At 56.4% G+C, this 22,100-nt stretch carries 27 protein-coding genes; 19 read left to right on the top strand and 8 right to left on the bottom strand.

The annotated features are described in order from the left end of the window. Nucleotides 1-2: 2 nt before the first annotated feature. Entirely contained in the window at nt 3-215 is a 213-nt protein-coding gene (locus tag V1475_RS08740) for a helix-turn-helix domain-containing protein (RefSeq protein WP_479412440.1), read from the bottom strand. 48 nt (nt 216-263) lie between these two features. Here V1475_RS08740 and V1475_RS08735 point away from each other — a divergent pair, with 48 nt between their 5' ends. The 13 genes from V1475_RS08735 to V1475_RS08675 all read left to right on the top strand — a co-directional run bounded on the left by V1475_RS08735 (nt 264) and on the right by V1475_RS08675 (nt 15,608). Then, nucleotides 264-716: a helix-turn-helix domain-containing protein gene (locus V1475_RS08735; protein WP_479412439.1), complete on the top strand. Its 453-nt coding sequence runs from the start codon at nt 264-266 to the stop codon at nt 714-716. Nucleotides 717-722: 6 nt separating this feature from the next. Beyond that, nucleotides 723-959 (top strand): hypothetical protein, encoded by a 237-nt coding sequence (locus tag V1475_RS08730; protein WP_479412438.1) that lies wholly within the window; start codon nt 723-725, stop codon nt 957-959. Nucleotides 960-983: 24 nt separating this feature from the next. Further along, nucleotides 984-2,558 (top strand): type I restriction-modification system subunit M, encoded by a 1,575-nt coding sequence (locus tag V1475_RS08725; protein ID WP_479412437.1) that lies wholly within the window; start codon nt 984-986, stop codon nt 2,556-2,558. After that, nucleotides 2,555-3,646 (top strand): restriction endonuclease subunit S, encoded by a 1,092-nt coding sequence (locus V1475_RS08720; protein ID WP_479412436.1) that lies wholly within the window; start codon nt 2,555-2,557, stop codon nt 3,644-3,646. Before V1475_RS08725 ends, V1475_RS08720 begins: the two co-directional genes overlap by 4 nt. A 1-nt stretch (nt 3,647) precedes the next feature. After that, on the top strand, nt 3,648-4,478 hold the full coding sequence (locus tag V1475_RS08715; RefSeq protein WP_479412435.1) for a hypothetical protein: 831 nt from the start codon (nt 3,648-3,650) through the stop codon (nt 4,476-4,478). A 24-nt stretch (nt 4,479-4,502) separates the two neighbouring features. After that, nucleotides 4,503-6,602 (top strand): GmrSD restriction endonuclease domain-containing protein, encoded by a 2,100-nt coding sequence (locus V1475_RS08710; RefSeq protein ID WP_479412434.1) that lies wholly within the window; start codon nt 4,503-4,505, stop codon nt 6,600-6,602. Next, a complete protein-coding gene (locus tag V1475_RS08705) occupies nt 6,599-9,991 on the top strand; it encodes a DEAD/DEAH box helicase family protein (RefSeq protein WP_479412433.1) in 3,393 nt (1,130 codons plus the stop codon). The genes V1475_RS08710 and V1475_RS08705 overlap by 4 nt, the downstream gene beginning before the upstream one ends. 512 nt (nt 9,992-10,503) lie before the next feature. Next, nucleotides 10,504-12,597, top strand: a complete 2,094-nt coding sequence (locus tag V1475_RS08700) for a type VI secretion system Vgr family protein (protein WP_479412432.1) — start codon at nt 10,504-10,506, stop codon at nt 12,595-12,597. A gap of 11 nt (nt 12,598-12,608) precedes the next feature. Continuing rightward, complete coding sequence (locus V1475_RS08695) at nt 12,609-12,995, top strand: hypothetical protein (protein WP_479412431.1); 387 nt, start codon at nt 12,609-12,611, stop codon at nt 12,993-12,995. Continuing rightward, nucleotides 12,996-14,474: a DNA/RNA non-specific endonuclease gene (locus V1475_RS08690; RefSeq protein ID WP_479412430.1), complete on the top strand. Its 1,479-nt coding sequence runs from the start codon at nt 12,996-12,998 to the stop codon at nt 14,472-14,474. It abuts the gene before it with no gap. Next, entirely contained in the window at nt 14,471-14,851 is a 381-nt protein-coding gene (locus tag V1475_RS08685) for a hypothetical protein (protein ID WP_479412429.1), read from the top strand. The genes V1475_RS08690 and V1475_RS08685 overlap by 4 nt, the downstream gene beginning before the upstream one ends. Continuing rightward, nucleotides 14,848-15,300 carry a hypothetical protein gene (locus V1475_RS08680; protein WP_479412428.1) on the top strand — a complete coding sequence of 151 codons (453 nt, stop codon included), beginning with the start codon at nt 14,848-14,850 and terminating at the stop codon, nt 15,298-15,300. The genes V1475_RS08685 and V1475_RS08680 overlap by 4 nt, the downstream gene beginning before the upstream one ends. Beyond that, nucleotides 15,279-15,608, top strand: a complete 330-nt coding sequence (locus tag V1475_RS08675) for a type VI secretion system PAAR protein (protein ID WP_479412427.1) — start codon at nt 15,279-15,281, stop codon at nt 15,606-15,608. Before V1475_RS08680 ends, V1475_RS08675 begins: the two co-directional genes overlap by 22 nt. A 68-nt stretch (nt 15,609-15,676) precedes the next feature. Here V1475_RS08675 and V1475_RS08670 read toward each other — a convergent pair whose 3' ends face one another. Beyond that, entirely contained in the window at nt 15,677-16,063 is a 387-nt protein-coding gene (locus V1475_RS08670) for a hypothetical protein (protein WP_479412426.1), read from the bottom strand. 146 nt (nt 16,064-16,209) lie between these two features. Next, on the bottom strand, nt 16,210-16,443 hold the full coding sequence (locus V1475_RS08665; protein WP_479412425.1) for a helix-turn-helix domain-containing protein: 234 nt from the start codon (nt 16,441-16,443) through the stop codon (nt 16,210-16,212). 59 nt (nt 16,444-16,502) lie between these two features. On the opposite strand from V1475_RS08665, the gene V1475_RS08660 reads away from it, so the two are divergent. Genes V1475_RS08660 through V1475_RS08645 form a run of 4 tightly spaced genes read left to right on the top strand, consistent with a single transcriptional unit; the run spans nt 16,503 to nt 18,105 of the window. Continuing rightward, nucleotides 16,503-17,348, top strand: a complete 846-nt coding sequence (locus V1475_RS08660) for a hypothetical protein (RefSeq protein WP_479412424.1) — start codon at nt 16,503-16,505, stop codon at nt 17,346-17,348. A gap of 4 nt (nt 17,349-17,352) precedes the next feature. Then, nucleotides 17,353-17,649 (top strand): hypothetical protein, encoded by a 297-nt coding sequence (locus tag V1475_RS08655; RefSeq protein WP_479412423.1) that lies wholly within the window; start codon nt 17,353-17,355, stop codon nt 17,647-17,649. An 11-nt stretch (nt 17,650-17,660) separates the two neighbouring features. Next, nucleotides 17,661-17,840 carry a hypothetical protein gene (locus V1475_RS08650; protein WP_479412422.1) on the top strand — a complete coding sequence of 60 codons (180 nt, stop codon included), beginning with the start codon at nt 17,661-17,663 and terminating at the stop codon, nt 17,838-17,840. 49 nt (nt 17,841-17,889) lie between these two features. Next, nucleotides 17,890-18,105, top strand: a complete 216-nt coding sequence (locus V1475_RS08645) for a hypothetical protein (protein WP_479412421.1) — start codon at nt 17,890-17,892, stop codon at nt 18,103-18,105. Between the two features lie 198 nt (nt 18,106-18,303). On the opposite strand, the gene V1475_RS08640 is transcribed toward V1475_RS08645, so the two are convergent. The 3 genes from V1475_RS08640 to V1475_RS08630 form a co-directional block, all read right to left on the bottom strand. Then, entirely contained in the window at nt 18,304-18,471 is a 168-nt protein-coding gene (locus V1475_RS08640; protein WP_479412420.1) for a hypothetical protein, read from the bottom strand. 115 nt (nt 18,472-18,586) lie between these two features. Next, on the bottom strand, nt 18,587-18,808 hold the full coding sequence (locus V1475_RS08635) for a hypothetical protein (RefSeq protein ID WP_479412419.1): 222 nt from the start codon (nt 18,806-18,808) through the stop codon (nt 18,587-18,589). A gap of 3 nt (nt 18,809-18,811) precedes the next feature. Then, complete coding sequence (locus tag V1475_RS08630) at nt 18,812-19,375, bottom strand: hypothetical protein (protein ID WP_479412418.1); 564 nt, start codon at nt 19,373-19,375, stop codon at nt 18,812-18,814. On the opposite strand from V1475_RS08630, the gene V1475_RS08625 reads away from it, so the two are divergent. Together V1475_RS08625 and V1475_RS08620 are read left to right on the top strand one after the other, a co-directional pair. Further along, nucleotides 19,374-19,787 (top strand): hypothetical protein, encoded by a 414-nt coding sequence (locus tag V1475_RS08625; RefSeq protein WP_479412417.1) that lies wholly within the window; start codon nt 19,374-19,376, stop codon nt 19,785-19,787. The two genes, V1475_RS08630 and V1475_RS08625, sit on opposite strands and share 2 nt — an antisense overlap. A 36-nt stretch (nt 19,788-19,823) precedes the next feature. Next, nucleotides 19,824-20,018: a hypothetical protein gene (locus tag V1475_RS08620; protein WP_479412416.1), complete on the top strand. Its 195-nt coding sequence runs from the start codon at nt 19,824-19,826 to the stop codon at nt 20,016-20,018. A 170-nt stretch (nt 20,019-20,188) separates the two neighbouring features. Here V1475_RS08620 and V1475_RS08615 read toward each other — a convergent pair whose 3' ends face one another. Both V1475_RS08615 and V1475_RS08610 read right to left on the bottom strand, forming a co-directional pair. Beyond that, entirely contained in the window at nt 20,189-20,545 is a 357-nt protein-coding gene (locus V1475_RS08615) for a plasmid mobilization protein (protein ID WP_479412415.1), read from the bottom strand. Between the two features lie 107 nt (nt 20,546-20,652). Then, the gene (locus V1475_RS08610; RefSeq protein WP_479412414.1) at nt 20,653-21,387 is read right to left on the bottom strand and encodes a helix-turn-helix domain-containing protein; all 735 of its coding nucleotides are present in this window, start codon (nt 21,385-21,387) and stop codon (nt 20,653-20,655) included. Nucleotides 21,388-22,100: the final 713 nt, after the last annotated feature.

The raw sequence follows: 22,100 nt of genomic DNA, 5'->3' as shown, positions 1-22,100 counted from the left end.
TCTCAGGATTCAGAGTTTTCCCGACCACCTGTCGCCAACGGCTCGATCATGTTTCGCTCGACGTATTCAGCGATGGCGCTGCTGGGCAAAAGATAACTTGTCCCGACACGTACATGACGCAGATGACCCGAGCGAAGTAGGTTTCGGATGCGGCGTTCCGGCCAGCCACTAATTTTAGCGAGTTCTTTCGGGGAATACAGGTCTGGAGTGCTCATTTTGGGCCTCTGGTCTTGCCAACTTCGCCACGGATGTGGGAAGAATTAGTGAGTATAGGTACGGGAACGACCATATTGGAACATACGTGTCAAAATCAACACAAAAATGAAACCATCGCTGAACGACTGCTCATAGTCAGGCGACGCGCGGGGCTTTCGCAGAGTGATTTTGCCAAAAGTGTAGACGTGATTCCTCGCTCGTACCGGAACTACGAAGCGGCTGTCCGTGACGTTCCGCTCGCACTCGCTATCAATGTTCATCGAAAGTTTGACGTGGACCTAAATTGGCTGCTCTTGGGCATGTCTCCATCGGTTACACTTCCGGCATCCGATGTGTACGAGAAGATTTTGTTGGCTATGGAAGGCTTCCAGAGAACAAGGGCAATCGAATTCTCACCTCATAAGAAGGCAAAGCTGATCAGCTTCTTGGTCGGGCAATTCGCAAGTGGTCGTGAGATGTCTGAAGCCGAAATTTTTGACTACCTCGAAACAACGGTGTGAAGAGAAATGGATAAAATCATTGTGTTGGAAAGAAATGTCATGATCCGCGTATCGCCGATACTGACAGCGCTACTTGTCCTTGGCGCAGCTTCCTATTTTGCAGCAATATTTACTGAATACGGTACCGTCCTCCAAGGCATATCTGCGATAGCCAGCCTGATCTCTATGTCAGTGCTTATCGGAGCTTCAGTCGCGTTGCTTATCCTTCAATTTGGCCTGCAACGTCTGCGCTATGGTCTCTAAAATACAAAAACTGGTGCTTCCCAAGTGATTACTGGCAATATCAAATCTCAAGTCGACCAAATCTGGAACGCTTTCTGGTCGGGCGGTGTCTCCAATCCGCTCTCTGTGATCGAACAGATCACCTACCTGCTCTTTATCAAGCGGCTCGACGAAATCCACACGCGGGAAGAGGCAAAGGCCAACATGCTAGGTTCAGAGATGGAGCGGCGCATCTTCCCCGAGGGTACCTTCACCTACAAGGTCAGCGACGATCCGAAAGATGACGAAACCATTGAACGTCCTTACGACGATCTGCGCTGGCAGCGGCTGATCAACTTCGAAAACCGCGAGAAGATGAAGCTGATGGATCAGCACGTCTTTCCCTTCATGCGAACGATGGCGGAGGAAGGAACAGCTTTCGCAACCCACATGAAAGACGCGCGTCTGGGTTTTTCCAGCCCGGCCCTTCTCGACAAGGTCATGCGCATGCTCGATGGCATCCAGATGGATGACCGCGACACCAAGGGCGATGTCTACGAATACATGCTCGGAAAGATCGCCAGTGCCGGGCAAAACGGTCAGTTCCGCACCCCGCGCCACATCATCGAGCTGATGGTGCGCCTGATGGCCCCCACCCCCAAGGACACCATCTGTGATCCTGCAGCGGGCACCTGCGGTTTCCTTGTCACGGCAGGGGAGTATCTGCGCGAAACACATCCTGAAATGCTGCGCAACCCCGAACAGCGCCAGCACTTCCATAACAACATGTTCCACGGGTTCGATTTTGACCCGACCATGCTGCGGATCGGGTCGATGAACATGGTCCTGCACGGGGTCGAGAATGCGGATGTCGCTTACCGTGACAGCTTGGCCGAAGAACATGGGGCCGACACGGGCGCTTACTCCCTGATCCTTGCCAACCCGCCCTTTGCCGGGTCGCTCGACTACGATGCGACCGCCAAAGACCTCCAGAAGGTCGTGAAGACCAAGAAGACGGAACTGCTGTTTCTGGCCCTATTCCTGCGCCTCATGCGCACGGGTGGGCGCGCGGCGGTGGTTGTGCCGGACGGGGTGCTGTTTGGCTCTTCCAAGGCGCACAAGGACATCCGCCGGATCATCGTCGAAGAGCAAAAGCTCGACGCAATCATCAAGCTGCCCTCGGGCGTGTTCCGCCCATATGCCGGGGTGTCCACCGCCATCATGATTTTCACCAAGACCGAAAGCGGCGGCACGGATAACGTCTGGTTTTATGACATGGAGGCGGACGGGCTGAGCCTTGACGACAAGCGCACGGAGCTGTTGCCGTCTGAGAAGCTGGGGCCGGTGCCCGCCGAGGTGCTGACCGAGGACGAACACGCCAAGAACAACCTACCGGACATTTTGGCCCGCTGGGGTGCGTTGGCGGCAGAGGCCGAGCGCCCACGCACCGCGCAAAGCTTCATGGTCCCTCTGGCGGATATTCAGGCCACGGGCACATGGGACTTGTCGCTCAACCGCTACAAGGTAGTGGCGCATGAGGAGGTCGACTATCAGCCACCGAAAGAGATCATCGCCGAACTGCGCGCGATTGAGGCCGAGATCGCCGAAGGGCTGGATCGACTGGAGGGTATGCTGGGATGAACCAAGTCCTTCTAGGGGATATTTGTGAATTCAAATATGGAAAGAGTCTTCCTGCGAAGGTTCGCGAACCGGGACCATTCGGTGTGTTTGGTTCCAATGGGCTAGTTGATGAACACTCGGATGCGATCACTAAGGGCCCCACTATCATCGTTGGCCGAAAAGGCTCCATTGGCGAAGTAGCATTCTCGGATGGCCCATGTTGGCCGATCGATACTACTTATTTCATTGATGAAACTGCGACCGAACAAGACCCGCGCTGGCTCTACTACACGCTCCAGAGTCTCAGGCTGCAAGAGCTCAACAAGTCGGCTGCTATTCCTGGGCTTAACCGAAACGACGCTTACGCTAAGAAAATCCCCCTCCCGCCATTGGATGAGCAAAGGCGGATTGCGGGAATACTGGATCAGGCGGACGCGCTCCGCCGCCTCCGCACCCGCGCCCTCGACAAACTGAACACCCTCGGCCAAGCGATCTTTCACGAGATGTTTGGAAGTGACTTCAACGCAGCACAAACTTCGGGGCAATTAACCATCGGTGATGTGTGCAGAGTGTCTTCAGGATCCACGCCGAGTAGAAAGCGACCAGAATTCTACGAGGGTGATATACCTTGGGTGAAGACGACTGAGGTTAATGGAAGTGTCATTCTAGAAACTGAAGAAAGGGTTACAGAGGGAGCTGTATTGGCAGCCCGGCTCAAGACCTATCCTCAAGATACCGTACTAGTCGCAATGTACGGCCAAGGTAAAACGAGAGGCCAAGTAGGTATTCTCGGACTGCCCGCGACAACGAACCAGGCTTGTGCGGCAATTCAATGTGGCGAAGCACTGCTACCTAGGTTCCTGTTTTACCAATTGAAAATGTCTTACTTGCGTCTCAGAGGTCTTGGGCAAGGTGGAAACCAGCCAAACTTGAACGCTGGGCTAGTTAAAGGTTTTCCCATTCTAGTTCCGCCCGTAAGTGAGCAGGAAAAATTTGTAGAGCACGTTGACGAAATCGAAGCAGTATCAAGCAAAGCTCGGTCAAGCCTAAATACGGATGACCAGCTATTCATGTCACTTCAACACCGCGCCTTTCGGGGGGAACTCTGAGATGCGGGGCGAGATCATCGGCGTCTGGTCCGAGATGTGGCGGCAGGTCTGGCGCAAGCTGGCCGATCACCGCGATGCGCCGGAAGACCTGTTTTGCGAACTCTACCGCGAACTCAACAAGTCTTTCGTCGTGAAGCTGGACCCAGCTACATCCCTTGCTGCGATTGTGGATGACAAGGACGAGGCCCGCATCGCCTTCCGCGACACCAAAGTAACCGCGTTGATCGGAGAGCTATCCGCCGTCGAATTTCTCGAACGGGCCCACACAGTCATCGAAGACTTCGGCAGCGAGGCCCTGACCAACAGATATTTCCTGCTGATCCGCGATTTTCTCGACAAATACAGCCTCCGCTATGACCTCCGCCGCCCTTTCAGCCTGCACCCAACCCTCCCCGGCGTGTTCGCCCGCCTGATGCGCGATTTACGCCAGATCACCTCTCAAGACGCCGCACTAAATGGGCTCATGCAAGATTTTGAGGAGTGCGTGAGGGAGTTGAAGGGCGGGCAGACACCGCTGAAAGTTAAGCAATGCATTGCGGCGCAATTCAATCTTTTGGAAGCCTTGCTCCGACAGCACCCAAACACGCACGGCAATACGTTTGGCGCAATGTGTAACGAAACCGGCAATTGGCCACACGAAGCAGTCAAAGAGTCTGCGCAACGCATCTATCGGTTCGCTTCCGATTATCCCGGAATTCGCCACGGCGGCACACCAGCTCACCAGCTCCGTGAGATCGACATGCGGGATATGGTCTCTATGACTATCGTTCTGGCTGGTTTCACGCCGTACTTTACTGACCTTCTTGATTCAAACCATGTCTATTCTGACTAGTTACTTGAGCGAGTTATTGACCCCATGAAAGCCACCGATGCCAACCTCCTGAATTTCATCAACAGCGCGCCGCAGTTCGTCATTCCGATCTATCAGCGGACCTATTCCTGGACAGAGCGGGAATGTCGGCAATTGTGGGAGGACATCCGGCGTGCGGGGCGCAATGGGCATATCCCAGTGCATTTCCTTGGCTCGGTCGTTTACATCGAAGAAAGCCTGTCCAACACGTCCAACCGCGCGCCACTACTTGTCATCGACGGCCAACAGCGCCTGACCTCGGTCACGCTGCTCCTTTCAGCTCTGTCGCGCAAGGTGGGCGACGAGGAGCCAGTCGATGGCTTCTCGTTCAAGAAGATCCGCAACCGATACCTGGTGGACCCGGATGAAAGCGGCGAACGTGCTTTCAAGCTGTTATTGTCCAAGACGGACCGAACAACGCTGAACGCGGTAGTGTCGGGCGATGACCTGCCCGAGCCGCATTCGGTGCGTGTTGCCGAGAACTTCAAGATGTTCTCACGTTGGCTCGACCAGGACGACACGGCTGTGTCGGAGGTTTGTTCTGGCCTTGCCAAGCTGATGATTGTGGACGTAGCGCTCAGCCGGAAACATGACAATCCTCAGCTGATTTTCGAAAGCATGAACTCGACTGGCAAGGAGTTGTCGCAGGCCGATCTGATCCGCAATTTCGTCTTGATGGGGTTGGAGCCGAAGCTGCAAACCCGGCTCTATGAGCAATACTGGCGGCGCATGGAAGAAGGTTTTGGTCAGGCAGCCTATGCCTCGCACTTTGATGGCTTCATGCGGAATTATCTGACGGTCGTGACAGGGTCGATCCCTAGGCTTGATGATGTCTACGATGCGTACAAGGCGTATTCCCAGGAACAAATTGGCGGTGGCCGTGAGGTGGAAGACCTTGTGCGGGAGGTCTGGGAGTTCTCGCAGTACTATGGGGCGCTCGTACTGGGGCAAGAGAAAGATAAGGCCTTGGCGCTCGGCTTCAAGGATCTGCGAGAGCTGAAAGTTGATGTCGCCTACCCATTCCTTCTGGAGGTCTACAAAGACTATAAGACGGGCGCTTTGAGCGCTGACGATTTCCTTGAAGTGGTCCGCTTGGTCGAGGCCTATGTCTTCCGTCGTGCGATCTGTTCCGTGCCCACGAACTCCCTGAACAAGACCTTTGCGACATTTGGCCGAGAGCTGAAAAAAGATCGCTACCTGGAAAGCGTCAAGGCACACATGCTTAACATGAAGTCGTATCGCCGGTTTCCGCGTGACGAGGAATTCATCGCGCGCATTCAGGATCGCGACCTCTACAACTTCCGCAGCCGCACTTACTGGCTTCGGAAGTTCGAGAACTTCGGAAGAAAAGAGCGCGTCGAGGTCGACGATTACACGATTGAACACATCCTGCCGCAGAACGAAAAGCTATCAACAGAATGGCAAGCCGCCCTTGGGTCTGACTGGGCTGCCGTGCAGGAGAAATGGCTTCACACGTTGGGGAACCTGACGCTTACCGGGTATAATTCCGAATACAGTGACAAGAGTTTCGCTGAGAAGCGCGACATGGCCGGCGGTTTCAAAGAAAGCCCGTTGCGAGTCAATAAAGGGTTGGGTGTGTTGGATACATGGAACGAAGTTGCGATCAAGTTGCGAGCCCAACAACTTGCGCAGCAGGCCGCTGAAGTTTGGGCGGCACCTTCTCTGACCGCCGAGGTCCTGGCGACGTACCGTACCCCGACTGAAGTGGCCAATGGTTACACCATCGAAGATCATCCCCACCTTACATCGGGCAAGATGAGAGACCTCTTCGAGCAGTTTCGTCGCGAAGTAATGGCGCTGGACCCGAGTGTAAGCGAACAGTTCCTGAAGCTTTACGTGGCTTACAAGGCCGAAACAAATTTCGCGGATGTCGTACCACAGGCCAAGGCGCTCAGGATTTCTATCAACATTGAACCTTATGAACTGAACGATCCGCGCGGGATGGCGGTCGATGTCACTGATGTAGGTCGATGGGGCAATGGAAACACCGAGGTCAAGCTAACGGGCCACGAGGACTTGCCATATGTCTTGGGGTTGGTGCGGCAAGCACTGGACCGTCAACTCGGAGCGGATGAACCAGCATGACCCAATTCGTTTTCTTGACTGCCGATTTCCCCGACCTCCTAGCTCACGCGAAAAAGGCTGAGAGTGCGGCACTATCCGACCCACGAGGCGCATGCTTCTGGGCGCGGTTGACCTTGGAAACAGCGATAAAATGGATTTATCGCAACGACCCGTCGATGCGCTCGCCCTACCAGGACACTCTCGCGGCGTTGATTGCCGAGCCGTCGCTCGGCCAACTCACTGGCCCGGCTATCGTCACCAAAGCGCGATTTATCAAAGATCATGGCAACCGGGCGGCGCATGACAGCGGCAAGCCGATCAAGCCTCAGGACGCCGCCGCCGTTGTGCGTGAACTGTTCCATGTCTGCTATTGGATGGCGCGGACCTATGCAAAGGATGCGAAGCCAGACTCTTCGTTGCAGTTCGATGCCTCAAAGTTGGAAAAAACCCTGACGATTAGTGCCAGCACAGTTGCACAAATCCAGGCATTGAAAGAGAAGCACGACGCCCATGCCAAAGCGCTAAAGGACGCTGAAGCCGCCGCGCTCGCATCTGAGGAAGGTCGAAAGAGGCTCGAGGCTGAACTCGCGCAAGTGCGGGCTGAAATCAAAGAAATTCGCCAGGCCAACACTGCGGTACAAGATGACCACGACTACAATGAGGCCGCGACGCGCGATGCTTTCATTGATCTGCTGCTGAACGAGGCTGGGTGGCCGCTCGACCAGGAGCGCGACCGTGAATTTCCGGTATCAGGTATGCCTAATGACAAAGGTGAAGGCCTTGTCGATTATGTGCTTTGGGGAAACGATGCCAAGCCACTCGCCTTGGTCGAAGCGAAACGAACCAAGAAGGACAGCCGGATAGGGCAGCAGCAAGCCAAGCTTTACGCCGATTGTCTTGAAACGATGTATGGGCGCCGTCCGGTGATTTTCACGACGAACGGCTATGAACATTGGCTCTGGGACGACCAGATGTACCCCCCGCGTCGTGTATCGGGCTTCCTGAAGAGGGATGAGCTCGTCCTGCTTCACCAACGTAGAGGTACCAGAAAATCGTTAGATGGGGTGTCCGTAGACCAGGGTATTGCTGGGCGCTTTTACCAGCAGCGGGCCATTCGCCGGGTAGGGGAGGCTTTTGAACGAGACCGACAGCGGAAGGCCCTGATTGTAATGGCGACTGGCAGTGGCAAGACGCGAACGGTCATCGCGCTTATCGACCAGCTCATGCGCGCAAATTGGGTGCGGCGTGTGCTCTTCCTCGCGGATCGCGTGGCTCTGGTGAAACAGGCACACAATGCCTTCAAGACACATTTGCCGACGGCGGCAAGTGCAAACCTGCTGAAGAAGCATGACCCGGCCAGGAACGATCATTCTGGTGCTCGTATTTTCCTATCAACCTATCCCACGATGATGGGGTTGATCGACGACGTCAAAGGCGGTGAAAAACAGTTTGGCCCCGGCCACTTTGACTTGATCGTGATCGACGAAGCGCACCGTTCTGTCTATCGGAAATACCGTGCCATCTTCGACTATTTTGATGGATTCTTGGTCGGCCTCACGGCGACGCCGCGCGAAGAGATCGACCGTGACACATACTCGCTCTTTGAGCTGGAACGCGGAATACCAACCGACAGTTATGACTTAGAGGATGCGGTGGCGGATGAATATCTCGTGCCGCCTAGGTCGATCTCGGTCCCTTTGAAGTTCCAACGTGACGGTATCGACTACGACAGCCTTTCTGACGAAGAAAAAGCCGAATGGGACGCAATCGAGTGGGATGATGAGGGCGCGGTTCCCGATCGGGTGGAGGCGGCTGACTTGAACCGCTGGCTGTTCAACAAGGATACAGTGGATAAAGTCCTTGAGCATTTAATGACCAACGGCATCAAAGTCGCCGGAGGCGACAGGCTTGGGAAGACCATCATTTTCGCTAAAAACAGCGATCATGCGAAGTTCATTGTCGAGCGCTTCGATGCCAACTACCCACATTACATGGGTCAGTTTGCACGTCTCATCGACTACAGTGTCACCTATGCCCAATCGTTGATCGACGATTTCTCAGAAGCGGAGAAAGCCCCCCATATCGCGGTCTCTGTCGATATGTTGGACACAGGCATTGATGTGCCCGAGGTCGTGAATCTCGTCTTCTTCAAGATTGTTCGTTCTAAAACGAAGTTCTGGCAAATGGTTGGTAGAGGCACCCGAACTTGCGAGGATCTGTTCGGGCCAGGGCAAGACAAAGAAGAGTTCATCATCTTTGACTTCTGCCAAAACTTAGAGTTTTTCAATGAGAACCCCCAAATCACGGATGGCCCCGCAGCGCGACCAATCGGTGAACGCCTTTTTGTCTCGCGTGTCGACTTGGTAAACGCCTTGGTCGAAAGCGGAAACGAGAGCTCATTGGCTGTCGATATTAAGGACCGTCTGCACCAAGAAGTTCTCGGTATGAACCTTGAGAACTTCATTGTGCGTCGAGTGCGCCGATCCGTCGAGCGCTTTCAAAGGGCTGACGCATGGGACGTGCTTGACCTCGATGCACGTCTTGCCCTGACTGAGGAGGTTGCAGGGCTTCCTACAGCCTTCGAAGATGGCGGTCTCTCAGCAAAGCAGTTTGATCTTTTAGTGCTCAATGCTCAGTTGCTTCTGCTTCGCGGCGACGCCGCCTTTGCCAACCTTCAGCGGAGGATCGTGTCATTTGCCTTCGCTCTGGAGGGCCTTTCCAACGTTCCGGCGGTCGTACAGGAGCTTGAGCTTGTGTTGGCGATCCAAACCGAGGAGTTTTGGCAGGACATCACGCCTGAAATCCTCGAAGACATCCGCCGACGTCTGCGCAACCTTGCTGAATTGATTCAGCCCAAAGAACGAAAGAATGTTATAACGGATTTCGAGGACAGTATTGGCGAAGCGACGACCATCGACTTGCCCGAAGTTGGGAGCGGTGTGGACAAGGTGCGCTTCAAGGCTAAGACGCGGAAGTTCATAGAGGCCCACTCAGACCACATAGCGATCCAGAAAATCAGGCGGGGTGAACAGCTGACGCCTGCCGATCTTGAAGAACTAGAACGGATGCTGATTTCTGAAGGTGTTGCCGATCAGGAAATACTAGAAGGGCTTCAGAACGAGGGCGGTCTGGGAGTATTCCTGCGCTCTCTGACCGGTCTAAGCCGATCTGCCGCAAAAGACGTATTCAGCAATTTCGCGGCAACCAACCAGCTTTCGGCAAATCAAACCGAGTTTATCGAGCTGATCATCAACAGTCTCTGTGAAAACGGTGTAGTCGACCCCAAGAGCTTCTATGAGAGCCCATATACAGACCTAGACGACATGGGCATTAATGGACTTTTTGATCCGACACAAACAGCTCAAATCGTCTCGTTAGTTCGGAGCATCAATGAAACCGCTGCTGCTTGAACGGCTTCATGGAAGCATTCGCAGTGATAGTATTTTAGGCTTGAAATGATGACTAAATTGTTGTGCGACCGCCAAGTGGCAGGAGCATCCCAACATCGACAAAGCACACCTCTTTAGGCCAACGAGAAACGCTTGAGTCGATTCTGGTCAACTTGGGCGCTGCCTTGAGTATAGCTGAGATCGAAAAGGCGACCAGTGCGCGAGGCTCAGATTTCTATCGACCCTTGGGCACGACAACCTTTCAAAGTGCATAATCCACGCTTCTTCGGCATTAGGCGTCAGCAATGATCGGCGCCGAATCCAGAACGGATTCGGCGCCAAGTCCATTTGGAAACGACAGGCCTAATTCGGAAGTTCGTTGCTCGGCGCACGAATGTCCAGTTTGTGAATATGCCAGTTCACACCATTTACGTTCTCTCGCTCATGGCACCACTCTCTCCATTTTCCCCTTGAGTTCAGCCTGCGCAAAACTAAGGTTGCCCTAACACATTTATAATATTCCGGTTTTCCACATGAACTTCTTCTCCCAAACCTCCCGCATGGGTCGCCTGACCACCGCTTTGGGCGAGGACGTTTTGGTCCTGATGCGGTTCGAGGGGGAAGAGCGGGTCAACGGGGTGTTTAGCTACCACGTCGACTGCCTCGCCTCCGCCGATGATATTGATTTCGATGCGCTTTTGGGCACTCACGCCACTGTCACGCTGCGCACCCATGACGGTTCGGACAAGCCTTTCGACGGCATCATTTCCGAGGCGCGCTGGATGGGTGCGGGCGAGAATGGGCATCGCTATCGGTTGACGCTCAAGCCGTGGTTCTGGCTCGCGTCGCTCCGTCGCAACCAGCGGATTTTCCACAACAAAACCGTGGTCGACATCCTCACCGAACTCCTCGGCGCCTATGCCTCGGCGGGCAAGATGGAGACCCGGTTGACGCTCGAATATCCCGAGCTCGAATACACCGTTCAGTACCGTGAGAGCGACATGGATTTCGCCGCGCGCCTCATGGAAAGGCACGGGATTTCCTATCATTTTGAACAGGATAGCGGATCTCACCTGATGGTTCTGACCGACATTGTCGAGAGCCACGCGACCATCGGCGAGCGCCCGTTCAAGCCCTATGACGGCCACCACCAGGAGGAAATCGAGCACTTCTGGGAATGGCGACCGGCGCGGCGGATCACGACGGGGGCGGTGCGGCTGACGGATTACAATTTCAAGACGCCGACTGCGGCGATGGAAACCAATTCTTCATCTTCTTCGAGCTATGCTCAGGGCCAGATCGAGAGTTTTGACTGGCCGGGGGATTACCTCGACCAGGGCCGTGGCGATGTGGTCGCGCGGCTGCGCTCAGAAGGCGAGACCGGCCAGGACCGGCGCTTTGAGGCGCAGGGCGATATTCCTGCGCTTGGCGCGGGGCTGCGGGTGACGCTTGGCGGCGAGCCTCTGCCGGGCACGGGGGAGGACTACCTCTGCCTCGTGGCGCATCACAGCTACACGTCGGACAATTACGGCTCCGGCGGCGAAGCGGGCGACGGCTACGCCTACACCGGGCGCTATGTTTTGCTGCCTGCGGACGCGCCCTTGGTGCCGGAACTGAAGACCGCGCGGGCGGATGTAAAGGGGCCTCAGACGGCGGTGGTCGTGGGCGACGGCGAGATCGACTGCGACGAGTACGGGCGCATTTTGGTGCAGTTCCACTGGGACCTGGACGCCGCCTATTCGATGCGCTGCCGTGTGTCGCAGAGCTGGGCGGGCAACGGCTGGGGCGGCATGGTGATCCCTCGGATTGGAATGGAGGTTGTGGTCGAATTCCTCGACGGCGACCCGGACAAACCGCTGGTGACGGGGTGCGTTTACAACGGCAAGAATGCGGTGCCGTATGAGTTGCCGGAGCATAAGACGAAATCGGTGTTTCGCTCCGACACGCACACAGGCGAAGGCTTCAACGAATTTATGTTCGAGGACGCGAAGGGTGAGGAGAAAATCTATCTTCACGCCGAGAAGGACCACGAAATCCACGTCGAGAACAATCGCTCGAAACGCGTTGACCGCAACCAGTCCGAGAGCGTCGGCAACAACAAGAGCATCGAGGTCGGCAACAACCACCACGAGGTGATCGGCGGGAACATGACGCTGATGGTGGGGCCGAACAAACTGCAATCGGCGGTGACCTCGGCATTCAAGAAATTCACCGGTGCCATTGGCGATATGGCGAATAGACTGGGCCTGCCGGATGCGCTCAACATGGGTGAGGGCAACCTGATCATCGGGGTCGCGAAGAACAAGGCGGAAACGGTGATGGTGAGTTCCACGGAGGTCGTTGGCGCCGGTAAGGCGGTGACCGTTGGTGGCGGTTACCAGATGATTGTAGGCGGAATCCACAACCAATCTATCGGAATTGGCGCTCTTGAAGAGGTCGGACAGAACAAGGCGGTAATTGTCGGCAAGGTCTACGAGGTCACCGTTGGTAAATCGAAGCTGGTGATGACCGAAGAGGGTGTGATCCACCTCAAGGGAACAAAAATCACGCTTGAGGCGGAGGACACCGCGACCGTCACAGGTGGCTCGGCTGTGACCGTCAAAGGCGGCAAGATCGACCTGAACTGAGGAACCCCGTGATGGTCAAATATGATGACGGATCTTGGCATAAAAAGGCGCAAATGCGCAAAGCCGTACGCGATACCGAATGGAACAAGTTCGTGGCCGCGCTCGGCACGACACCGGCATCACGGATGGACGACGTTCAATTCTCGCCGATTGAGCAACGCAAGAAAGTCGTCAGCCTCATGAAAGTGACGCGAGACGGGGAGATGGGCAGAGATCAGATGGGCAGAGATCATATGGACGCCATGACCGAAATGGCAAAAGCACTTTTGATGTGTGGTCTCGGGAAAGGCGCCATGGGCAGTGTCGCCAAAAGCATTCTTTCACCGCACCTTTTCCATTCCGATACTGCACTCGATTTCTTTACACGCGACTATCTTCAACGAGACATGAAAGACTAAATGCGTCCGATCAATCCCTTCATGCCCCAGAGAGAAATGTGCCGTGAGGTCGGCGAACTCGGTGCGCGTGCTGGCGCGATTGCGGGCGGTGCCGCGCATATTGAGCTGTCTGAACTTCCGGCCATCGTTCGCTTCCAGCTCGCCTATAACGAGACCATGGTCCAGAACCTTCTCGCTTATGCCGCGCAGCTTCAGGTTCTCGGGGTGATCGCGGGTGTGCTCGATGGTCCGACCGATGAATATCGCGATGCGATTCAACAGGCCGCAGGGAGCTATTTCTCGGATCTTCTGTCACGCTCTCAAAGAACGCATTGGTCAGACTACCTTTCTTTGACCGACACGGCGATGACATCTGTTGGGCTTTTCTATGAAGGCCTTGGCTGGATGACATCTCAAATCCCGACCGAGGCCACTGAGTCCGTCGGCCAGATGTGGCAGAATACGGGGCAAACCCTCAGGACGACGGACCCCGACAAGATTCTTGTGAATCTCACAACTGATATCGCAAAGTCGATCTGGGACGCCTGTGTGGCGCGATGGGAGGAGTTCTGGGCTGATTTCGACGGCGAGGGGCTGTTGATCGCCATGGCACGGCTCAAGGCGGACGCCGATTTTCTGGCCGCCGAACTTGCTATCGACGTGGCATTGGGGATCGCGACAGGAGGCGCCGCAGCTGGGATCAAGATCGTCGCGACCCGCGTCTCCCGCACAGCCTCCCGCGTGGTCATCCGCGCCGCCAACGTGGCCGGTCGCGCTGTTCCGGATAGCAACGTCCTTCATGCGATCGATTTGCCGGATGTACAGATCGACCGCCGGATAATTGATCAAGTGTTTGATGAGGACAACCTTCGAACAGGCTCCGCCCGCGACGATCTGACGGCGCGGGCGGAGGTGGATAATCCGGCTGTGGAGAAGCCGTCTGGAAGCAAAGCTGTCGAAGATGTCGGGTCGACCCCGAAAACGACGGATTTGGGAGACGGGCGTACCCGCCACCAGCGCGGCACCAACGAAGAAATCATCCAGTATGATGAGACGACAGGGCGTCCGATGAACAGTGAGGGCACGATCCGGCAGGACTTCGGATCGACCCCGCGCAACGACGGCGCAACGGGCGTCGGAAAACTCAGCAACACGGCAGGGGACCAAGGCGGCCACCTTGGCGCGCATCGATTTTTCGGCGATACGCCGGACGAGGGCATTGCGCCTCAGGCCGGGAACCTCAATATGGGCGCGTGGCGAAGAATGGAGAATGAATGGGCCGACTGGACAAAGATGGGCTATGAGGTCGACTTCAAGATCGACGTTTATCCGCCGGGGGCCGTGCGACCGGATCGTTTTATCAGTACTTACGTCGTGCGGGATCCACAAACTGGAAAGCTCATCTACAAGGGAACTGGAAAGTTTAAAAACCAACCTGGCCAAAATTTTACGCGCGTAACATGGCGCGAGATGCAACAAAGCTATGCGAGAACAGAATGACAGAAAACATCACTAACGTAATTCGTGCGATCATAAAAAATGAAGAAGCATTCTCCGAATCTTGGCAAAGTTTTTCAGTTGTCATCGGATTGGACGATGAGGGAGATACCGTAAACTCAAATGGTTATCTGTATAAAGCCGATGGTGATTTCGTACCGATTTCAGCAGACTTAATGGCTGTTGAGGAGCCGGTTGCCGCCTACCTCAAAGACATCTACGGCGACGACAAGCTCCCGATCAAAATGCTGGTGCAATTCGACCGCCTGTCTGGCCGTTACAAAACAGAGTTCGAGGACAAAGACGACAGCCGCTGGCGGGTCCGCCCGGCGGATATCAATGGCTATATCGAAGAGCTTCGGCCGAAGTTCGACCAATGACCTTCGAAGAGGAAGTCCAGGCGCGCAAGATCGCCAAAATGATCGAGGCGGAAATCCCCGAAAATTTCCGCCCCGACTGGGCCTCCGTCTCTGCCTGGCTGTGGCTTTCGGAGACGGACAAAGGCTGCGGCGGCGGGGCTTATGTGTTCGACCGTCTGGGCTATGCCACGGGATTTTCCTTCCCGCTGCAAGCTGTTTTAACGCCGCTGTCCACATTGCGCCTGATGCATCCCGAACAGGAGACGCATCCGTGGAAGACCGTGCTTTTGCAGTTCGGTCGGGCGGAGCCGGATCTGCGCCTTTGTTACGAATATGACGATCCCTATCGCTGGATGGTGACCGAGGAAAATTACAGGACGAAGATCCGGGAATTGAAGCCAGATTTTTCAGATATGACGCGACTTCACAAACGCGGGTCGCGCGCAGTATGGTCTCGGAACGGTTCTTAGGAGCGAGAGCGACAGATATGCCAGCAGCAGGACGACAGGGCGACATTGGGTCGGACCACGACGGCTTCCCGCCGACGCCCGCCACATCGGGGAGCGGGGACGTGTACATCAATGACCAACCTGCGCTCCGACAAGGTGACAACTTTGCCCCCCATGCCAAACCCAAACACCCACCGCACGGGCGCAGCCTCTCGGGCGGATCTGGCACTGTCTTCATCAACGGCAAACCGGCAGGCCGCGTCGGCGACGCTATCGACTGCGGCGGCAGCGTATCGAGTGGGTCGGGGGATGTGTCGATTGGGGGATAGAGTGCAGCGAAGGGGCAGAGCGGAGCTTTGCTGCAGAAGCTTCGAATGAGGGCAATGGGCAGGATGCATCAAGTAAAATGTTCCTCCAAGAACTCTCTTGAAGACTCGTTAAGCGCAGCCACTTTGTTATGTGCTTGTCGGTAAAGGATCCGGGCCAGATCGGATTCGGGTGAACCGTCTTCTACATCTCTGTAGGAAGCTATTGCGCTGAGGCCAAGCTTACCACGAACAGCCGCCTCCACGAGAACTTCTGCTACTACCCGACTGCGGCTAACTGTACGGGAGGTGACAGAACCGACAGCTACCAAACCACGACCGCCAGCAGTCTCGGAAGTCCATATGAAAATTTGATCGCCAGGCGAAATTGACTTGCCATCGTACATTGTGCGCTCGTCCACTCGAATACTTTGGCCAATTGCCGTTTCGACAGGGTCTATCTTCGCAATGAAAGCCATAAGCTCTGTTCCTTTCCCGTAGAAGTTGCCAAGAGGCTACTGCCAACTGAGATAGGAAAGCAACGCGCGCGTTTGGATGCCTGGTCTGCGGAAGCTGCGTCGCAGCACGAGTAAAGCGCGCAAATGGCAGCTCCGGGCCGTTCATGTTATTTTGGGCTGAAAAGCTCCATCACAGGCACGTTCAATGCCTCGGCGATCCTCAGGATCGTCTTAAGGCCCGGATTACGTTCCCCGCGCTCGATGCCGCCGATATAGGTGCGGTCAAGCTCCACGGTCAGCGCAAAGCCTTCCTGTGAATAGCCCTGTGCCTTGCGCAGCTCGCGCAGGCGCTTCCCGAAATCCTCGACTGTAAACGTCCGCTCCATAACGCTGTAGCGCAAAAAAGGTGTTTAATCGTCCACGGACTAATCGTATCATTTCTACATAAGAGGAGATTTCGATGAGTTTATTACGATTTTCCGGCCAGTTGTTCGCTGCATCACTGATTGCCAGTGTGGCGACAGCCGTCCACGCACAAGATCACCTGACCGAAACGCTCACCCCTGAACCGCGCCCTTACCCCTACGCTGTCCTCGACATTCAACCGGGGGCGGAGGCGATGGACGCGGCCAGTATGTTCGGCGAGCGGATGATGCTGATCCTCGTGCCCGAACAGGTCGCGCTGCGGGTCGAGAATGGCGAGGGGCGCGCCTTTGCTCTGACCTTTGACCAGAAGCTGGTGACGCAGGGCGTGGGACTGCACACCCGAATGGGCCGCGATCCCTATGCCGAGATCACCGCTACGCTGGCGACCGAGGCCATGGGCGGGCGGGTGCTGCAAATCCGGCGCACGATGCGTGAGCCGAACGAGAACCTGCCCGAACCTGCCGCGTTGATCGCGCAGTTGGAGGAGCGCTATGGCCCGCCGTCGCAACGCACGGCTTATGGTGCGACCTGGGCTTGGGGGGATGACGGCTTTATTCCCGATCTTGACGGTCAGCCGCTGCACGAGATCACGACTGTGGATCGCTTTGGCTCCCGCAAGACGATACAGTATCGGCCCTGTTCAGGCGGCTTCAGTGGCGATGCCGAGTACCGTTTCCGACAGCACCGCGAAACGCAGATCATGCCAGGATGCACGGCCCTGTTCTCGGTCAGCTTCAACGGCGGTGCGCAGACTTCAACCGTCAGCTTTTCGCTGACCGATTTCGACCTGATCCGCCTGCATGTGGCAGAAGTAGATCGTCAGATCATGGAAGCGCTGACGGACGACGGGCCGGTCGCGCCCGCCGATATGGACCTGTGAGGCCATGACCGACATTGCATCTGAGACCCAGACCTGCCCGTTCTGCTACACCGAGATGGACGCCCGGGCAGACGTTTGCCCCAACTGTCTGGCCACCAAAGACACGACGCCCGAATGGGCCAAGCGCCTGAAGGTCTACTGGTCGGCGGCTGTCGTCATATTCATCGGGCTCGCGCTTGCGTTCATAGACGGCAAGGGCATGAACTGGTGGGGGATGCCTTTTGTGGGCGTGGGCGTCTTCTTCCTGCTCAAGGCCCGCAAGGTAGACGTCTCGGATGTGATTTGGCACCGTAAGGAATAGGAAGCCCTCTCATGGAAACTCATTGGATCGACAGCCCGAAGCACCAAGCCGACCGCAAGGAACTGGCTGACCTTTGCGGTCACCCCCGCACTCCGGCAGAAGACGCACGGCTTGCGGAGCTGAAGGCACGGGTGCGAGAGTGGGCACATCTCAATCAGGCCGCAGAGGAGTTCGTGAACGGCGCGCCATGAGCGGCTGTGCGCGCTCCTCGAACTCCAGCTATTGCCACGCAGGACCGTTATGTCGAAAGCAAACCTCAGCAAACCGTTCCGGGCGAAATGCACGCTCTGCGGCACCATTGCGGAAAGCTGGCACTACGCGGCCAAAGCACCGAAAGGGGCGACGAAGGGCATGGCGTCTTGCGAATGTGGCAACATCACCGTCGATAGCTTGGGCTACAAGAACCTCGGGCGGGTTTTCGAAAAGCAGCCAGGCACAGCCGAAGGCGTGGAGTGATCCGCTATTCTCCGCATCTGGTGCGGAGAATAGGCCGCGCAATCTCCGCACCCCGCCGGAAACCCCACAATCGCTCGATACTTGGCGTCTCGCTCATGTGGATTTTCCGGCTCCCGTTGCACATTCGGCCCCGCCTGACATCGCCCACCATAAGGCAGGGGAAGGTGGGGCCGGTAGCGATCTATGACCGAAGCCGTCTTACGACTTGTCGCGCTGGCGATCTTCACTTTCAGGCGTTTCTGTTTCCTCGGCCTGCAGCGCTTCCGCTGCCTCGGGAAGCTCTGCCAGCTCATCCAGAAATTCTGTGTCCTCCATTTCGCCCAAGGCGTCCTGAATCTGGTCGATGATTGTTTTGCCAAAGTTCATGGTTTTGTCCTTTCGTATACTCAGAATTTCGGGCCATTTGACAACGACGCGGGGGCCGTGCCGTGCGGCTTAGGTTTGTTTTGCTCAGTGTCTTCCCGGTGCGCAGATCGCCGGGTCAGCCAGCCTCCAACAGCCGCCGCAATTCCGCCTGCTGCCGCTCCAAAGCGGTCAAGCGTTTCTCCAAGTCGGTCGCGAAGCGATTGAATGTGCGCTGCAAAGTCTCGAACTCGCTCGGTGAAGCGCTGGCGTTCCTCAAACCAGCCTCGAATGTCGTGTTCAGTTCTTCGAGAGCGCGCAGCAATGCGGTCTCGAAGGGCGTCAATTGCGGGTGTGTCATGGCTTACCTCGTGGTTGCGGTCTCGACGCAGACCTCGCCGCCGTTCAGGTTGGGGATCGGACAATCGGCGAGCGTGACGCCGCGCGGAAGGCTCAGCACCTGGCCAAGGCCGCCAGGGCCACGGCTCACCCTCGCCCCTTCGAGGCCGAACATCGCCAGCCCCGGCTCCACCGTCGCGTTTTGCGGCTCGGGAAAGGTCAGCTGCACCGCCATCAAGAGCACCCAGAAGGTCAGCAAGACCCCGATCAGGTAGGTCGGCAGCATGGTCTTCCACGTCACCGTGCGCCATTCTTTCCGGCTGGCTTCCAGCTCGGACGTCGCCTGCCGAATCTTGCGGGCCTGTTCCACGACCTGACTGGCCGTCCGGTCGTGGATCATCTCGCTGAGCTTTTCGAGGTCGCGCATATCTTGCATGATTTTTTGCTGCGCGGCGTTCAACGCTTGCGACAAATGCTGCTCGAAGTCGTTCAACATCTCTTGGGTCTGGGCTTCGGTCGCATGGGTTTGCGTCTCGACCTTCGCTTGCAGGCTTTGCAGCAAAGTATTCATCTGCGGTCCAGTCTTCATGGAATATCCTGTCTTCAAGGCGGAATGTGTTCTGGCTGTCGGAGGTGCCCGCGACGCGCATGGTGATGCGGGTGTCACGCTTGCGCAGCTTGCCGCCTCGGGCTTCTTCCGCATCGGCCTTGCGGCGCTTCTCAAGCTGCCTTTCAGTCAGCGGTTTGAATTCGAGGCCATCCAGTTCGGCCAAAGCGGCACGGATATCGGCATGGTTGCTGATCTCACCGGCCTCAATCCGCTGGACGATCAGCGTTTGGATCGTTTCCTTGATGCTCTTCCGGTCGCCAAAATCGAACACTGGCTTGACCATGCGCTTGCGGGAGGGTTCCTCCGGGCTGATCCAGCCCGCGCGGGCATTCCAATAGTCGCGAAAGGTGTTGAAATAGGCCTCCGATCCCGGTGGCGCGGGGTTGAATGATAGGTTCTGGTAAAGCTCCAGGCGCGGGATAAGGAAATGCAGCTCCACATTGTGCATGTGCTTGTGGCGGATCCAGAGGATATTCGCCTGATCCCTTTCAAGCCCGGCAAAGGCGGCGCGCTCGAAATCACGCATAACAGCCTCCTGTTGCGCCTCCGTGGGATCGTCCTCAGCATGAAAGGCCACGACGCCCGAAGTGTAGCGCCACTTCCGGGTGTTGCTGTCGATTAACCAGCGGGTCAGGTCGGGATCACCTGACAAAACCTCAGGCAACACATCCCGGCGGACGGTTTGGTCCAGGATGCGCTTACGGTCTTCGGTATAGGCCGCGACCTCCTCGGCCAGCAAGTATTCGAGCGCCGCGCACCCCGAGCCATCACCATGGGCAAAAAAGCGCACCATCATCGGGAATGCTCCGCGACAATCTCGGCAAGTTGCCGGTCCAGCGCCATCAACAAAGTGTAGACGGCGATCAAGTCGATGCGCCGCCCAGCCTTGCGGTCGGTGTGCATGGCGCGCGCGATTTGGTTAAGATTGTTGCCCGCGCGTCCGACCGCCGCCAGCAACATGGGGTCGACAACTGGGGGTTGCGCCCTCCGTTGCATTGGTTCCGCTGAGAGGACATGACGAACGTAGTCGGAGAGCGACCGCTCCTGAGCCTGAGCTTTCCTCAACCATGTCGCCCGTTCTTCGTCCGAGCAGCGCACCCGCAGGACCAGTTCGCGAACCGCACGAGGCTCCAGTTCATTTTTGCTCATTGCAGCCACCTGACGCGCTTTGCGCGTGGGTTTGGGGTGAAGGGGAAAGGGCAGCAGCCCATTCCCTTCCAAGGCGCATGTGGACACATGCGTAACCTTGCTCTCTCTCAACAGGCATGGCGTTCCTCATGTCTTGATGCTGCGAGCAACGTCCAATCGTCTGCGATCAGCCAGTTGCGCCAAGCGGCCCAATCATTTTTGTTGGTTGGAGGGAACTTGGCAGGCAACAAATAGCCGCGCTCACCGTTTTCGATGACTTCGGGAAGTATTCGGTCGATCCAGGCACCAAACATGCGTTCGGTGAATTTCTCCCATTGGCGGCAGCCAAAGGACTGGCGAGAAACAAAGATGGCTTCCGTCGTCCTACCCTCGCGCGCCGAGCCGGATGGCCCTCCATCCGGCAGATCCGGCTCAAGCGCGTTTTTTTGTTCTTTGGATTGTTCTTTCTTTATATAGGAAAGATCACCCATGCGCCCTTTTCTTGCCACGGGTGAACCCTTTCTCTTTTCGGAAAGGCTCATCGGTGCATCCTTTTTCTTCGAGCGGAACGTGATAATTTTTGCCGGGGCGCGAAGGTCGTATTCTGTATGATTTCCTGAGCCGCGTCCTTCAGTGCGAAACAGCCAACCGAACTCAACAAGCTGCTTCAGACAACGCTTGATCGTCGCAATAGACATACCAGCCAGGAACTCGTCTAGCGTCTTCAAGGAGGGGTTCAATTGCCCTGTCTTGTCATTTGCAAACTGGACCGAGAGCGCGGAGGCAACAGCTTTTGTTGACGAGTTGAGATCAGCGCATTGCAAAACGGCCTTCAACCATTCAAACCGATTGAGCTTAGGCATGCGCACCTCCCGCGATTGCGGCTCGGTCGTTTTCCTGATAAGCAAGAGAGGCAGATAGCTTTGCATTGCCGTTGAGGTGGGTGGCCGCCCCCTCAGCGGTTTTTCTTTGCGCGGGTAGCCCCGAGGATAGGTTTGACAAATGGCGGCTAAGTCTTTGATGCTTGGTTGCCAGTTTGACAAACTTATCTGGGTTAAGCTCCTGAGAAAGCTTATTTAGTTCTGGATTGAAAATCCTCGTGTCGGTGGTTCGATTCCGCCCCCGGGCACCATTCCTCAAAGCAAGATGACCCAGACAGCGTCTTTCGAGTTGGGTGCGGGTGTGGGACATGCGTATGACAATGCCGCCGGTCTCCTTCCAAAGCACGGCCTCTTGTCCGTCGAAAGGCGTGTTCCCTGTGACCCGGGACGCCACTCTGCGCCATCTCAAACCTCCTGTTCCCCTGAGGCGTAATCCTCAGCCGTGGCGGCTTTGCGCGCAATGAAGGCGCTCGGCATTGGGCGGGAAAACCCGCGCAGCTTCGTATGAACCGTGGTCCGAAACGCTTTAAACCAGCACTTGCGGCGGCATCGAACCGCGACACGTCCAATCCTCAGAGATCTGCTTTTGCGCCGCCCTTGACCTGGCGTCTGGGGCCTCCGGTCTCCGGCACCGCCCTGCGGCAGGGGGCGGCCCGAATCGAAGGCCTTGAATGAGCGCGGCAAACCTCTCGAAT

This window comes from Celeribacter sp. SCSIO 80838 (assembly GCF_056498065.1).
The sequence above is the reverse complement of the archived record's forward strand: the minus strand, read 5'-3'. Positions and strand labels throughout refer to the sequence as shown.

What these genes read in the sequence shown, in the direction of transcription:
- V1475_RS08695 (WP_479412431.1), top strand. Translation starts at nt 12,609, where the DNA reads ATGGTCAAATATGATGACGGATCTTGGCATAAAAAGGCGCAAATGCGC.
- V1475_RS08675 (WP_479412427.1), top strand. Translation starts at nt 15,279, where the DNA reads ATGGTCTCGGAACGGTTCTTAGGAGCGAGAGCGACAGATATGCCAGCA.
- V1475_RS08635 (WP_479412419.1), bottom strand. Translation starts at nt 18,808, where the DNA reads ATGACACACCCGCAATTGACGCCCTTCGAGACCGCATTGCTGCGCGCT.
- V1475_RS08710 (WP_479412434.1), top strand. Translation starts at nt 4,503, where the DNA reads ATGAAAGCCACCGATGCCAACCTCCTGAATTTCATCAACAGCGCGCCG.
- V1475_RS08730 (WP_479412438.1), top strand. Translation starts at nt 723, where the DNA reads ATGGATAAAATCATTGTGTTGGAAAGAAATGTCATGATCCGCGTATCG.
- V1475_RS08740 (WP_479412440.1), bottom strand. Translation starts at nt 215, where the DNA reads ATGAGCACTCCAGACCTGTATTCCCCGAAAGAACTCGCTAAAATTAGT.
- V1475_RS08715 (WP_479412435.1), top strand. Translation starts at nt 3,648, where the DNA reads ATGCGGGGCGAGATCATCGGCGTCTGGTCCGAGATGTGGCGGCAGGTC.
- V1475_RS08690 (WP_479412430.1), top strand. Translation starts at nt 12,996, where the DNA reads ATGCGTCCGATCAATCCCTTCATGCCCCAGAGAGAAATGTGCCGTGAG.
- V1475_RS08680 (WP_479412428.1), top strand. Translation starts at nt 14,848, where the DNA reads ATGACCTTCGAAGAGGAAGTCCAGGCGCGCAAGATCGCCAAAATGATC.
- V1475_RS08705 (WP_479412433.1), top strand. Translation starts at nt 6,599, where the DNA reads ATGACCCAATTCGTTTTCTTGACTGCCGATTTCCCCGACCTCCTAGCT.
- V1475_RS08670 (WP_479412426.1), bottom strand. Translation starts at nt 16,063, where the DNA reads ATGGCTTTCATTGCGAAGATAGACCCTGTCGAAACGGCAATTGGCCAA.
- V1475_RS08645 (WP_479412421.1), top strand. Translation starts at nt 17,890, where the DNA reads ATGTCGAAAGCAAACCTCAGCAAACCGTTCCGGGCGAAATGCACGCTC.
- V1475_RS08655 (WP_479412423.1), top strand. Translation starts at nt 17,353, where the DNA reads ATGACCGACATTGCATCTGAGACCCAGACCTGCCCGTTCTGCTACACC.
- V1475_RS08720 (WP_479412436.1), top strand. Translation starts at nt 2,555, where the DNA reads ATGAACCAAGTCCTTCTAGGGGATATTTGTGAATTCAAATATGGAAAG.
- V1475_RS08660 (WP_479412424.1), top strand. Translation starts at nt 16,503, where the DNA reads ATGAGTTTATTACGATTTTCCGGCCAGTTGTTCGCTGCATCACTGATT.
- V1475_RS08610 (WP_479412414.1), bottom strand. Translation starts at nt 21,387, where the DNA reads ATGCCTAAGCTCAATCGGTTTGAATGGTTGAAGGCCGTTTTGCAATGC.
- V1475_RS08650 (WP_479412422.1), top strand. Translation starts at nt 17,661, where the DNA reads ATGGAAACTCATTGGATCGACAGCCCGAAGCACCAAGCCGACCGCAAG.
- V1475_RS08630 (WP_479412418.1), bottom strand. Translation starts at nt 19,375, where the DNA reads ATGAAGACTGGACCGCAGATGAATACTTTGCTGCAAAGCCTGCAAGCG.
- V1475_RS08615 (WP_479412415.1), bottom strand. Translation starts at nt 20,545, where the DNA reads ATGAGCAAAAATGAACTGGAGCCTCGTGCGGTTCGCGAACTGGTCCTG.
- V1475_RS08685 (WP_479412429.1), top strand. Translation starts at nt 14,471, where the DNA reads ATGACAGAAAACATCACTAACGTAATTCGTGCGATCATAAAAAATGAA.
- V1475_RS08620 (WP_479412416.1), top strand. Translation starts at nt 19,824, where the DNA reads ATGCAGCTCCACATTGTGCATGTGCTTGTGGCGGATCCAGAGGATATT.
- V1475_RS08625 (WP_479412417.1), top strand. Translation starts at nt 19,374, where the DNA reads ATGGAATATCCTGTCTTCAAGGCGGAATGTGTTCTGGCTGTCGGAGGT.
- V1475_RS08640 (WP_479412420.1), bottom strand. Translation starts at nt 18,471, where the DNA reads ATGAACTTTGGCAAAACAATCATCGACCAGATTCAGGACGCCTTGGGC.
- V1475_RS08700 (WP_479412432.1), top strand. Translation starts at nt 10,504, where the DNA reads ATGAACTTCTTCTCCCAAACCTCCCGCATGGGTCGCCTGACCACCGCT.